Origin of the sequence: Dermabacter sp. HMSC06F07 (genome assembly GCF_001807345.1) — a bacterium.
Lineage (GTDB): Bacteria > Actinomycetota > Actinomycetes > Actinomycetales > Dermabacteraceae > Dermabacter > Dermabacter hominis.
On record NZ_KV788583.1, the window covers coordinates 104,243 to 116,377 of the forward strand.

Here is a 12,135-nt window from a genome sequence, read left to right on the forward strand (position 1 = left end):
CCGGCGAAAACCGCGAGCAACGGTTGTTAATGAGAGTCGCTATCATTAACAACATAGGGAACCGCCTCCCGTCAACCCAGGGACAGCACCTCGTTCGTTGTAGCGATACGCACCTGCGGCGCAAAAAGCCCCATGATTGAGAGCGCCCGCTCGTGATTTCCCTGGTCAGAGCCCGCACACGCATCGCCTACGAGGGTGATCCACGCACCCGAATCGGCCGCGGGCAAAACTGTCGAGATCACGCAGCAATCGGTCGACACTCCCGCCACGACGAGATGCGGACTCCCGCCCGTAATCGCGGTGAGCTGGGCGCCCCACTTGCCAAACGTCGGCTCATCAACCACGTGCGAGGCGTCGAGCGCGGCCGCCTCGGGGGTGAGGTCGTACAGTGGATCGCTCGCGGGCACATCCGCAAACGGCCACGCCTCGAAATACTCGCCCCACGAGGTCGAGCGGTCCGCCGTCGGAATCCAGCGCGTGAGAATCACCCGCCCCTCGAACGCCTCCGCAAGGCGCGCGATATTCGCCCAGGCCGCCTCCCACATGGGGGAGGCCCAGTCCGACGATTGCTCGGCAAAAATCACCTGCGGATCAATGACGAGGAGCCACGCATCCGAGAAATCGTCGCCGGGAACGCCGCGAGAATGCGAAGCCGATGTGACGCCGGAAGGCGTCGGCGCCGTACTCATGCCCACTCCTGGCGGCGGATCGTGCCACGGCGCAGCACGAACGTGAGAGCGAAGCCGAGGACGAGTGCGAGAAGAACGCCGAGGTTCGCGGACGCCCACTTGCCATCGCGCCCACCGAGCGGACCAAGCAGGTAGCCCTGCCAGTTGTTCCATGCCGCCGCTTCCGCGAAGCCGTTGACCACGAGCCCCCAGCCGAGCACGGAGCACACGATGAGCGTCGCGATCGAGATCCAGTCGATCGAGCCGTAGCGGCCGCGTGCATCGAACAATGCCTGCTCGTCGTAGTCCACGCGGCGCGTGAGGATATCGGCGATAAGAATGCCCGCCCATGCCGCGAGCGGAACACCGAGCGTGATGAGGAAGCTTTGGAACGGGCCGAGGAAGTCGTGCGCGAAGAACACGACGTAAATGGTGCCCGCCGTGAGGATCACGCCGTCGATCGCTGCCGCGGCGGGGCGCGGGATGTTAATGCCGAGGCTCAGCAGCGTGAGGCCAGACGAGTAGATGCCGAGCACGGCCCCCGACACGAGCGCGAGGACAGCGGTGAGCCAGAACGGGATGAGGACCCAGATCGGGAGGATCGAGGCGAGCGTGCCGATCGGATCGTTAGCGATGCCATCGCTCAGTGAGGGATCCGAGGCGACGAGCAGCACGCCAAAGAACACGAGGAGCACCGGGGCGATCGCACCGCCGAGCGTGTTCCACCAAATGATCGAGGCATCGGAGGTCTCGCGCTTTTGGTACCGCGACCAGTCGGCGGCGATATTGATCCAGCCGAGGCCAAAGCCCGTCATGACCATGACGAGCGCGCCAATGACCTGCTGCGGCGTGCCGTTCGGGACGGCGAGGACCGTGTCGACATCGATGTGAGAGAACGTGAGGAGCACGTACAGGATCGTGATGGCGCCAGTTATCCACGTCAGAACCGACTGCAGCTTCATGATGGTGTGATAGCCGAGCACGCTCGCGACGACGATGAGCGCAGCAACCGCAACCGTCGCGGCAACGAGCACGGGCGTGCCACTGGGAAGGCCAAGGCGTGAGAACACGGTTGCCGTCGCAAGAACCGCCATGATCGACAGGAACGTCTCCCACCCGATCGAGGTGAGCCACGAGACGATTCCGGGAACCTTCTGGCCATGCACGCCGAACGCCGCACGAGAGAGCACCATCGTTGGGGCGCTCCCGCGCTTGCCGGCGATCGCGATCAGGCCGCACAGGAAGAACGAGATCGGGATGCCGATGAGGGTCACGAGCGTGGCCTGCCAGAAGCTCACGCCGAAACCGAGGATGTAGCTGCCGTAGCCCATGCCGAACACCGAGATGTTTGCGGCGAACCACGGCCAGAAAAGGTCGCTCGGCTTCGCCGTGCGCTCGGATTCAGCGACGATCTCAATGCCTTGGCGTTCCATGAGCCCCGGGCTCGTGGAAGGCGTGGGGGAGGAGGATGCGTGAGTGCTCATGAACAGCTCCAGTCGCGCGAAGGGAAGGGGGGTTAGATCACATCCTAGTCAGCGAGCGAGGATGTGCGCGGCCTCGCTCACGAGTCGAGCCGCGGACTTCGCGGTGCGTCCATCCACGTCAAAGCGCGGATTCAGCTCGACAATGTCCATGAGCGAGAGTTTCCCGGTGCGCGCAGCGGCCCGCACCGCCGCCACGATGATCGGCAAATCCACGCCAAGCGCCGCCGGGGCTGACACCCCGGGCGCCGTGTGGGCGGGCAGCACGTCGAGGTCGATCGTCAGGTAGAGAACGTCGATACGCGCGGCGAACTCCTCGACGAACCGCGCGACGCCCTCGGCACCCATCTCAAGGCACTCCAGGTCCGTGCGGTACTCAACCCCAAGCGCATCGGCAGTCTCAAAGAGAGCGCGCGTATTGCCCGGCTCCGCGATCCCGAGCACGGCGTAATTGAGGGCGCGCCCCTCGGCCGCCTCCGCCTCAGCCATCTGCAAGAACGGAGTCCCGCTCGTCGGGGTCGGGGCGCTGCGCAGATCGAAATGAGCGTCGAGATTGAGAACACCCCACGACGGGAGACGGCAAGCGTCGGACCCCTCGCTGCCAAGGTGCTCACGAAGCCCGAGGTAGCTCGCCCATGCGGTCTCGTGGCCGCCACCGAGCACGAGCGTGAGGCGGTTGCCCTCGGTGCCGAGCGCGGTGGCCGTCAGGCTCCCCATCGCCGCCTGCGCCTCCTCGAGAGCCTCGCCGATCGTTGCAACATCGCCCCAGTCGGCAAGAGCCACCTCACCCGAGGCGAGCGAGCCGTGAAGAGCCATGCTTGCAAGAGCCGAACGCAGTGCCGCCGGCGCCTCGGCGGCTCCTACGCGACCGTGGTTTCGGCGCACCCCCTCGTGCGAGGCGAAACCCGCGAGAGCCACGTGCGGGCCCTCGGGCGGGCGATCCTCGCTCACGAGCGACACGCGCTGATGCCAGCGCGCATGTGCGACCCCCTCGCCGTCGACTCGGCCTTGCCACGGACTTCTTTCGGTACTGCTCACGGTGTTCACACCCACCATTATGGGCGGATGGACTGTATCCAAATAGATTCGCTCCAGGCGCGCCCGATAGTGTGTGCCCTATGCCGTCGAAAGTACCCGCAGCCGCCTCAACGTTGAGGATCCTCACCTACCTCGCGCAGCGCTCGAGGCCCATCGCCGCCTCGCGCATCGCGAGCGAACTCGATATTCCGCGCTCGAGCACGTACGACATCCTCGCCGAACTCCTCGATCAGGGCTTCGTTCTCCACTACTCGGACCTGCACGCCTACGGCCTTGGCCCCTCCGCCTATGAACTCAGCTTCGGCTACACCCGGCAGGCTCCGCTCGCTCGCCTCGGCAAGCGCGTGACCGAACGTCTCACGGATCGAGTTGGCGAGATCTCGCATGTGGCCGTGCTTCAGGGCCGCCACGTGCTCTACGTCGTCGAAGCACGCCTCAGCAAACCCGCCTCCTACCCCACCGACGTCGGCGTGCGCGTGCCCGCCCACCTCACCGCAAGCGGGCGCGCAATTCTTAGTGCCCTGCCCGCCAATCAGCTCGCCGCCGTCTTTACCGGCGAAACGGTTCTCGAACCCCACCTCGGCGCCGAGGTGGGCCCCGCGTTCCCCGTGGCGCGCGCGCTCGCCGACGCACGCGACACGCGCACGCGCGGCTACGCCGTCGAAAACGGTGAGGTTCTCGAGGGGCACCGCTCGGTGGCGCTCCCCGTTTTTGACGGCGCCCGCTGGCCCGTTGCAGCGGTGGCCGTCACCTGGCAGGGAAGTGACTCCTCGCGCGACCTCGACATGCTCGAGGCCGTGCGCGTCGCCGCAGACCAACTGCAAAAGGCGATCTCCTAAAGGAGACCGCCTTTCGCCTTACGCGTTCGCGAGAGTTCTTAGAAGAACGCTCCGGGTCGCGGAATATTACGCACGTTCGACTTCGCAAGATTCACCATCTTGCCGACGCCGCCCTCGAGCACGATCTTTCCGCCCGCGGTCGCAAAACCGCTCATCTGCTCGAGCGTGATCTTCGGAGGCATCGCAAGCGCGTCGGGGTCCGTCACAATGTCGATGAGCATCGGGCCAGGTGCCGCGAGGGCCTTCTTGAGATCCTTGCGCAGGGTCTTGGGGTTCTCAATGCGGATCGAGGGAATGCCGGCGCCTTCGGCGATCTTCGCGAAGTTCACCGAATCGTGGTCGGTCTCGAAATCGGGAAGGCCCGCCACGAGCATCTCGAGCTTCACCATGCCGAGACTCGAGTTGTTGAACACGACAATCTTCGTGTTCAACTGGTGCAGGCGCACCGTGAGAAGTTCGCCCATGAGCATCCCGAGGCCGCCGTCGCCGCTCATCGAAATGACCTGGCGGTTGGGCTGTGCGGCCGAGGCGCCGATCGCCTGGGGGAGGGCATTAGCCATCGTGCCGTGACGGAACGAGCCGAAGATGCGGCGCTTGCCGTTCGGCTCGATGTAGCGTGCGGCCCACACGTTGCACATGCCCGTATCGACCGTGAACACAGCATCGTCGTCCGCGAACTCATCGAGGAGGCTCGCAACGTACTCCGGGTGGATCGGCTTGAGGCGCGACGCCCGCTTCGTGTACGAGTTGACGACGTGCGTGAGCTCCTTCTCCTGCTTGCGCAGCATCGAGTTGAGGAACGAGCGGTTCTTCTTCTGCTTGAGCTGGGGCAGCAGCGCGCGGATCGTGAGGGCCACATCGCCGTGCACGCCCAGATCGAGGGGCACGCGGCGGCCGAGACGGGAGCCATCGGCGTCGATCTGCACAACCTTCGGCTTGCCTTCGCGGGGAAGGAACTCCGAGTACGGGAAGTCCGTGCCGAGCAGGATCAAAAGATCGCACTCGTGGGTTGCCTCGTAGGCGGCGCCGTAGCCGAGTAGGCCGCTCATGCCCACGTCGAACGGGTTGTTGTACTGGATGAATTCTTTGCCGCCGAAAGCGTGTCCGATGGGCGCCTTGAGGGTGTCGGCGAGCTCGAGGACTTCCGCGCGCGCCCCCTCGATACCGGCCCCGGCAAAGAGGGTGATCTTCTTAGCCGAGTTCGCGAGGCGGGCGAGGTCCTCGACGACCGAGGCCTGCGGCTGTATCGCGCCGAAGGTCGTGGTGAGGGTACGGGTCGCTTCAATCGTGACCTCCTGGCTGGTGATGTCGCCGGGAATCACGAGGACCGAAACATCCTTCTTCGCGAGCGCGGTTTGCGCGGCGTTATGAAGCATCTGCGCGCCGTGGTTGCCCGAATTGACCATTTCGCAGAAGGCCGAGCACTCGTTGAAAAGAAGCTCGGGGTGGGTCTCCTGGAAAAAGCCGGTTCCAATCTTTTCGCTCGGGATATGCGAGGCAATCGCGAGAACCGGGACGGAGTCGCGGTGGGCGTCGTAAAGGCCCTGAACGAGGTGCGTGTTGCCGGGGCCGCACGAGCCGGCGCACACGCTGAGCTTGCCCGTGACGCGGGCCTCGGCGCCTGCCGCGAAAGCCGCGGCCTCCTCGTTGCGCACGTGGATCCATTCGATGCCCTTGGTCGTGCGCACGGCATCCACGATGGGGTTGAGGGAGTCGCCAACAACGCCGTAAATGCGCTCGACGCCCATAGCAACGAGTTGATCGACGGTGTGCTGGGCGAGTGTCTTTTTCGCCATGGAGTTTCATCCCTTTCGCGGATGTTCGTCTGGCCCGCGGCGAAAACGCCGAAAAGACCAGCGTTGAGTCTGTGACGCTTTAAGCGTAGGCGGGACTTTGGTCCATTGCAGCTTGAGGTTTCAGAGGTCACGTTATTCGCGTGAGCCGGGCCACGTATTGATGAAGTTAGCACATTCTTGGGGTGGGTGGCGTCGGCCTCGCGCAGGACGTGCGGGTGAACGGGCAGGCAATGCATAAGGGGCGTGAGCGGTGCGAAGGAGTGTGCGGGTCGTGTGACTCGCGTAATATTTCGCGACCCTCTCAAGGCGCTGACCAGGCAGTTTGTTGCGCTTCCGAGGGGAATTGCAGGAAATACAGCCAATCGTGAGCCTATTTCCCGGTTTTTTCAAGGCAGACGTAGTTGCCTTAATGCATCGCGCACGGATCCCGCAAAGTGGGATCTCGTCGTGCGGGGATAAGGGTAAAGGGATTGACCCCCGGTTGTGCCTCGTGAAGGCAGGCCGGGGGTTTCCCTATTGTGCCTCGCGTAATCGACGTGTAGATACCTGCGCTATTTCCCTGCTTTCCGCATGCCTGCGAATTTTCTCCACGCGGAAGAAGGGTCCGACGGTTACCCGCGCCCTACTGCCTCCCGAAGGCGCGCGTGCCACGCCTCCATGCGCGGCATCGATCGGCGTTCATCACGGGGATCACCGCCCTCGAGAATCGACGCGAGATAGGCCCGATCGCGCTCGAGCCTGTCGAGCGCATCGGTGCCAAGGGGGCCGTGGCCAGGAATGACGAGTCGCGCCTCACGTGCGTAGGGCTCGAGCAGCGAGAGTGCATCGAGGTAGGCGTGGAAAGGGTCGAAGCTGCGCTTTTGGAGCACGCGTGCGCGATAGTCGTAGCCGTCGAGATCGGGCTGAGGGAGCTCGATGCTCGAGAGCATGTCGCCCGCGATCAGGATGCGCTGGTCGGGTAGCCATAGCGCTGTGTGGCCCGGGACGTGGGCGTCGTGAGTGAGCAATTCGGGCTCGAAACCGTCCGGTGCCGCACCCTTTGGGAGCCATGTGCGGTGGGCATCGGCCGGAGCCTGTGGGGTGGGGTAGAGCCGGCCGAGCAGCCCGGCGATGTCGGGCCGGGAATCGAGACCTGGATCGTCCGCAGCGGCGCGCTCGAGGAGGTGTTCGCGATCGGCTTCGACAAGGCGCACGGTTGCTTCAGAGGCGAGTCGTGGGACATCGCCAAACGCCGGATGCCATAGGACGTGATCGTGGTGGGCGTGGGTGGCGAAGCCCGAAAGGGCGCTCAGGCCGCGTTCGTCCAGTTGGTCGGCGATGCCGTCGAGCTCATCGACCTCCCATCCCGGATCGATGAGCATCGCCTCGCTGATCGAGGCGAGCACAACGCTATTGAGTGACTCGTTGCGCGAGGTGTGCACGAGGACTCCGGGCGCGACATCCACCAATTCAGCCATGACCCCATTCTTTCAGCTGCTCGGTTTTCGGGGTGGAAGCAGCCCGTCAAGCGCGTCAAAACTAGCGACGCCGCGGCCCCTTTCTTCGGCCTTTTCGGTTGGATGGCGTGGCGTTTACCCAGGTCTCGAAGGGTGAGCGTATGATGAAATGTGAAGCAGGCCGCATGGGTGCTGGCCGACCCGACGTCGAGGGCCGCACCGTTGCGGATCGACAAGGAGGTCCCATGAAACCCATCACCCGGCGTACTGCGCTCGCCGGAACAGGCGCCGCACTCGCGGGTGCCCTCGCGAGCTGCGCCCCACCAAACCCCGGCTCGGTTAACGCCGAAGCCACAATCCCACCGTCGAAGGATCGCGTAAAGCTCACCTACTGGGCATGGGTCAAAGACCTTCAAAAAGTCGCTGACATATTCAACAAGAGCCAGGACCGCATCCACGTGGAAGCCTCATGGATTCCCGGCGGCGGAAGTGGCGGCTACGCCAAAATTCTCTCCGCTGTAGCCGCAGGGGGTGGCCCCGACATTGCGCAGGTTGAGCTCCGCTCCGTCCCCGAGTTCGCGCTCGCGGGCGCCCTCGTGGACCTCTCTCGCTACGGGATCGTCAAAGACAAATTTGATCCGGGCGCTTTCGCGCAAGCGCAAGTGGGCGAGTCCGTGTGGGCCGTTCCGCAAGACACGGGCCCCGTCGCAAACTTCTACAATCGCGAAGTGCTCGAAGAGGAGCTTGGCCTTACGCCGCCGTCCACATGGGACGAGTTCCGCGAGGTCGCGGGCGCCGTCAAGGATGCGGGTAAGACGATCTTTACCCTCGATCCGAGCGACGGTTCCTACTTCGTCATGTGGGCCATGCAGGCGGGTGCCACGTGGTTCAAGCCCGAGGGCGATGGATGGGTCATCAACATGACCGACGAGAAATCGCTCAAGGTCGCCGAGTTCTGGGATGGCATCCTCGCCGACAACCTCGTTGGAACCGGATACGGCGCGTTTTCGACGCCGTGGATGGCGGCCACGGGTGACGACAAGGTGCTGAGCACGATCTCCGGATCGTGGAGCGACGCCCTTATCGAAGCGGTGCCTGGCGCCAAAGGTAAGTGGGCCGTCGCGCCCATGCCAACGTGGGGTGATGGCTACGCCTCGGGAGCCCACGGCGGCTCGTCAGCGGCAATCCTCTCCACGAGTAAGCACCCGGCCGAGGCGCTCGAATTCTGCACGTGGATGTGCACGAGCCCCGAGGGAATCGACGCGATGATCGAGAACTGCGGTATCGGCTGGTCGCCGTCGGCGGACTACATCGGTGAGTCACGCACGCAACCATCAGAGTTCTTCTCGGGCCAAAACTACAACGAAGAGGTCATGGTGCCCATGGCCGAGGGGCAGAACCTCGAATGGACGTGGGCGCCGCTTATGCAGCGCTTCATGGACGTCGTGGGCACCGGAATGACGAAAGCGATCAACGGTGAGCAGCCCCTCGTGGACCTCCTTGCGGTCACGCAGAAAGACATCACCGAGATTATGCAAGGCATGGGCCTCAACGCGGAGGAGGCGCGATGAAATCAAAGTGGGCACCCTGGGTACTTATGGCACCGTTTTTGGTGCTGTTTATCGGCACGATGGTGGTGCCGATCATCATGGCGGTTGGCTACAGCTTCACGACCGTGGAGCGCCACGGCCTCCTCGGCGAGGGAGGTATCGAGACTTCGTTCGCTGGCTTCGATAACTACATCGCCGCGCTCGCGAACCAGAACTTTGTGGCCTCGATCGGGCGCATGATCCTCTTTGGCGTCGTGCAGGTGAGCGTCATGATCGTCGCCGCAACGATCCTCGCGCTCCTTCTCGAAAGTGCCGCGGCGAAATGGCCGGGATTCTTTAGAAGCGCCTACTTTTTGCCCTACGGCATTCCGGGCGTGATCGCCACTATCCTCTGGTCGTTCCTGTACATCCCCGGGCTGAGCCCCATTGTTGATGCGCTTCAGCTCGTGGGAATTGAGGCCGATTTCCTGAGCCCGGACATGGTGCTGTGGTCCATCGCGAACATCGTGACCTGGACGTATACGGGCTACAACATGCTCATCATCATCGCCCAGCTCAAGGCCATTCCCGGTGAGCTGTACGAGGCCGCTCGCATCGACGGGGCCGGCCCCTTGAAGATCGTGACCTCCATTCAGTTGCCACTCATTCGGCCGGCGCTTTTGCTGACGATCATCTTCTCGATCATCGGCACGCTCCAACTGTTCGCGGAGCCTCGCCTACTGATGACGATGAGCTCGGGTATCACGAACGAGTACACGCCGAATATGAGCGCCTACGCGTACGCGTTCCAATACAACGAGGTTGGGATGGCGGCCGCGCAGGCCGTGATCATCGCGGTCTCGGCCTTTGTTCTTTCGGCCATTGCTCTCGGGGTCTCCTCGTGGGCGGAGAGGAAGCGATGAGCGCCACGCAAACGACGCACGTCAGCGAACGTTCGAGGAAGAAGCAGGCTGTGCGCCTTGAGCGGGATCAGCGTTCTGGTGCCCGCTCGGCTGGCCGCAAGCCGGCGACGACGATCATTGTGACGGCGCTTTTGGCGATCGTCGCGATGTACTTCCTCGTGCCGGTCTATTGGGTGATCGTGAACGCGACGAAGTCGACCGAGGACCTGTTTGGTACGAGCGGCTTCTGGTTTGGCAAAGAATTCCTGCTGTTCGACAACCTCAAGGCTGTGTTCACGGCCAATGGCGGGATCTTCTCGCGCTGGGCGCTCAACTCACTTCTGTATTCGGGAGTGGGCTCGGTGCTCGCGACCTACCTCGCGGTCGCCGCGGGGTATGCGCTCGCGAAATACCGCTTCCCCGGCCGCAGGGCCGTGTACGCGTTCGTGCTCGGTGGCGTGCTCGTGCCGGGCACCGCGACCGCGCTCCCGCTGTTTTTCCTGTTCTCGAGCGTGGGGCTCACAAACACGTATTGGGCCGTGCTTATTCCTTCGCTCGTGAGCCCGTTCGGTCTGTTCCTCGCGTCAATCTACGCGAGTGCGGCCGTTCCGGATTCGATGCTCGAGGCGGGGCGTCTCGACGGCGTGAGCGAGATTGGGCTGTTCCACAGGCTTGCCCTTCCTCAGCTCACGCCGGCGGTGGTGACGATCCTGCTGTTCCAATTCGTGGCGATTTGGAACAACTACTTCCTGCCCCTCGTGATGCTTGCCGACGAGAAGCTCTACCCAATCACTCTGGGCCTCGATAACTGGCGCGCACAAACGGACCGTTTGCCGGAGTTCTTCCAGCTCACGACCGGTGGCGCGCTGCTGTCGGTGATCCCACTCGCGATCCTCATCCTTGTACTGCAGCGCTTCTGGCGCGGTGGCCTCACGGAGGGCTCGGTGAAGGGGTAGGTGCGCGCCTAAGCCCGGTGTGGGCGTGGGCTCCCGACGGTCGCATGCCGCATGCGGTACCTCCTTATATGCACATGGCCCGCCTCCTCGGTTGGGGAGGCGGGCCACTGCGCGTGCGCCGCGCTCGAAGGTCTAGCTATTTTCCTTCTTGAGCACCTCGTTCATGGCTTTCGCGAGTGCCTTGCAGCCTTCTTCCGCGGAGATCTCCCCGTCGAAAACCTTCGAGAGGTGTTCCCCCTCGAGCTCTTCCCATTCGGGGCAGGTCTTCGAGACGGGGAAGGGCACGGCGTAGTTTTCTGCCTGGTCAACGAAAACGTCGAGGTCGTAGCCGGGCTGGGCATCGACGTATGGGTCCTGGGTGCCTTCGAGCGCGGGGAGCGCGATGCCGGATTCAGCGCTGATCTTTGCTGCTTCTTCACCCGCGAGGAAGGTCACGAGGGCCTGGGAGGCAGCGAGATTCTCGGTGTTCGCAGAGATCACGTGGCCGAGGCCATGCACGGCCGTCTTGCGGTCGTCGCCGCCGGGGAGGTACGCGACGGCACAGTCGTCCTTCACGGAGGAGCCGATAAGCGCGCCAACGCGCCAGTTGCCCGACCACTGCATGGCCACCTGACCGCCTTCAAACATGCCGTAGCACGAGTTTTCGGCAAGGAACTCTCGGCTGGGGCATGCGCCAATGTCGATGAGGTCGCGCCAGAATTTCACGCCCTCGATCGTCTTGGGGTCGTCGTAGCCGGATTTCTTTTTGTCGTCGGAGATCACCCATCCGCCGTTGATGGCGATCGAGTGGTAGTAGGACGCCGTGCGGGAGAACACCTCGGCGCAGCCCCACACGCCGTCGGGAAGCTTGTCGGTGAGCTCGAGTGCTTTTTCCTTGTAGGTGTCGAGTGTCCAGGTTTCGTCCGGGTAGGCAACGCCGGCCTGGTCGAAGAGCTTCTTGTTGTACCAGATACCTACGCAGTCGACGTCTTTGCACGTCGCGAAGAGTTCGCCGTCGACCGTGTACATGTCGACGAGTGCGCTCGGGTATTTGTTCGGATCGATGAGCCCGTCGTCGACGAGGGCTTTGAGGGAGGCGAGCTGGCCGTTTTCTGCGTAGGAGCGGAAGTTCGGGCCATTCATCCAGAACACGTCGGGTAGGGCCTTGGAGGAGGCTTGGGCACGGAGCTTTGTGAAGTAGTCCTTGAACGGCACCATGTTCAGCTGAACCTTGACGTTCGGGTACTTCTCATTGAAGGCTTTCATCACGTCTTTGAGCATCGCCTCTTGGTTGATGTCCCAGTAGGCGTAGGTGATCGTGCCTTTGATCTTTTTCGGGTCGTCGCCAATTTCGTTCGTGGCGTCCTTGACGGCGGCTTTGTTCCCTCCGCCGCATCCTGCGGCGGCGGCGGCGAAGGCGGCCCCGCCAGCGGCGAGGAGGGAGCGGCGGGCGATCGGGGATGTGGCCATGATGGTCTCCTTTGTGGGTAAGGGGTTTCGGAGAGTGGCAG

10 protein-coding genes are annotated in these 12,135 nt (G+C 63.5%); 4 read left to right on the top strand and 6 right to left on the bottom strand.

Translation table 11 applies throughout. The features are described from left to right. Positions 1–71: 71 nt before the first annotated feature. Genes HMPREF3157_RS04955 through hutG form a run of 3 tightly spaced genes read right to left on the bottom strand, consistent with a single transcriptional unit; the run spans position 72 to position 3,205 of the window. The gene (locus HMPREF3157_RS04955; protein ID WP_083288064.1) at positions 72–689 is read right to left on the bottom strand and encodes a cysteine hydrolase family protein; all 618 of its coding nucleotides are present in this window, start codon (positions 687–689) and stop codon (positions 72–74) included. After that, positions 686–2,152, bottom strand: a complete 1,467-nt coding sequence (locus HMPREF3157_RS04960; RefSeq protein ID WP_070435699.1) for a purine-cytosine permease family protein — start codon at positions 2,150–2,152, stop codon at positions 686–688. Before HMPREF3157_RS04960 ends, HMPREF3157_RS04955 begins: the two co-directional genes overlap by 4 nt. Positions 2,153–2,200: 48 nt before the next feature. Further along, a complete protein-coding gene (hutG, locus tag HMPREF3157_RS04965) occupies positions 2,201–3,205 on the bottom strand; it encodes a formimidoylglutamase (protein WP_070435700.1) in 1,005 nt (334 codons plus the stop codon). A gap of 62 nt (positions 3,206–3,267) precedes the next feature. Here hutG and HMPREF3157_RS04970 point away from each other — a divergent pair, with 62 nt between their 5' ends. Beyond that, positions 3,268–4,026, top strand: coding sequence for an IclR family transcriptional regulator (locus tag HMPREF3157_RS04970; protein ID WP_061211406.1), 759 nt, complete (start codon positions 3,268–3,270; stop codon positions 4,024–4,026). A 38-nt stretch (positions 4,027–4,064) separates the two neighbouring features. Here HMPREF3157_RS04970 and HMPREF3157_RS04975 read toward each other — a convergent pair whose 3' ends face one another. Further along, a complete protein-coding gene (locus tag HMPREF3157_RS04975; RefSeq protein WP_070435701.1) occupies positions 4,065–5,822 on the bottom strand; it encodes a pyruvate dehydrogenase in 1,758 nt (585 codons plus the stop codon). Positions 5,823–6,433: 611 nt separating this feature from the next. Beyond that, the gene (locus HMPREF3157_RS04980) at positions 6,434–7,279 is read right to left on the bottom strand and encodes an MBL fold metallo-hydrolase (RefSeq protein WP_070435702.1); all 846 of its coding nucleotides are present in this window, start codon (positions 7,277–7,279) and stop codon (positions 6,434–6,436) included. Positions 7,280–7,503: 224 nt separating this feature from the next. Here HMPREF3157_RS04980 and HMPREF3157_RS04985 point away from each other — a divergent pair, with 224 nt between their 5' ends. Genes HMPREF3157_RS04985 through HMPREF3157_RS04995 form a run of 3 tightly spaced genes read left to right on the top strand, consistent with a single transcriptional unit; the run spans position 7,504 to position 10,645 of the window. Continuing rightward, positions 7,504–8,829: an ABC transporter substrate-binding protein gene (locus HMPREF3157_RS04985; RefSeq protein WP_034371197.1), complete on the top strand. Its 1,326-nt coding sequence runs from the start codon at positions 7,504–7,506 to the stop codon at positions 8,827–8,829. Next, a complete protein-coding gene (locus HMPREF3157_RS04990; protein ID WP_016663458.1) occupies positions 8,826–9,710 on the top strand; it encodes a carbohydrate ABC transporter permease in 885 nt (294 codons plus the stop codon). The genes HMPREF3157_RS04985 and HMPREF3157_RS04990 overlap by 4 nt, the downstream gene beginning before the upstream one ends. Continuing rightward, complete coding sequence (locus tag HMPREF3157_RS04995; RefSeq protein WP_034371194.1) at positions 9,707–10,645, top strand: carbohydrate ABC transporter permease; 939 nt, start codon at positions 9,707–9,709, stop codon at positions 10,643–10,645. Before HMPREF3157_RS04990 ends, HMPREF3157_RS04995 begins: the two co-directional genes overlap by 4 nt. 132 nt (positions 10,646–10,777) lie before the next feature. Here the strand turns inward: HMPREF3157_RS04995 and HMPREF3157_RS05000 are convergent, their stop codons facing one another. After that, a complete protein-coding gene (locus HMPREF3157_RS05000) occupies positions 10,778–12,094 on the bottom strand; it encodes an ABC transporter substrate-binding protein (RefSeq protein WP_070435703.1) in 1,317 nt (438 codons plus the stop codon). Positions 12,095–12,135: the final 41 nt, after the last annotated feature.

Coding starts and splice junctions, on each gene's coding strand:
- HMPREF3157_RS04980 (WP_070435702.1), bottom strand. CDS start 7,279: ATGGCTGAATTGGTGGATGTCGCGCCCGGAGTCCTCGTGCACACCTCG.
- HMPREF3157_RS04955 (WP_083288064.1), bottom strand. CDS start 689: ATGAGTACGGCGCCGACGCCTTCCGGCGTCACATCGGCTTCGCATTCT.
- HMPREF3157_RS04985 (WP_034371197.1), top strand. CDS start 7,504: ATGAAACCCATCACCCGGCGTACTGCGCTCGCCGGAACAGGCGCCGCA.
- HMPREF3157_RS04995 (WP_034371194.1), top strand. CDS start 9,707: ATGAGCGCCACGCAAACGACGCACGTCAGCGAACGTTCGAGGAAGAAG.
- hutG (WP_070435700.1), bottom strand. CDS start 3,205: ATGGTGGGTGTGAACACCGTGAGCAGTACCGAAAGAAGTCCGTGGCAA.
- HMPREF3157_RS04990 (WP_016663458.1), top strand. CDS start 8,826: ATGAAATCAAAGTGGGCACCCTGGGTACTTATGGCACCGTTTTTGGTG.
- HMPREF3157_RS04975 (WP_070435701.1), bottom strand. CDS start 5,822: ATGGCGAAAAAGACACTCGCCCAGCACACCGTCGATCAACTCGTTGCT.
- HMPREF3157_RS05000 (WP_070435703.1), bottom strand. CDS start 12,094: ATGGCCACATCCCCGATCGCCCGCCGCTCCCTCCTCGCCGCTGGCGGG.
- HMPREF3157_RS04960 (WP_070435699.1), bottom strand. CDS start 2,152: ATGAGCACTCACGCATCCTCCTCCCCCACGCCTTCCACGAGCCCGGGG.
- HMPREF3157_RS04970 (WP_061211406.1), top strand. CDS start 3,268: ATGCCGTCGAAAGTACCCGCAGCCGCCTCAACGTTGAGGATCCTCACC.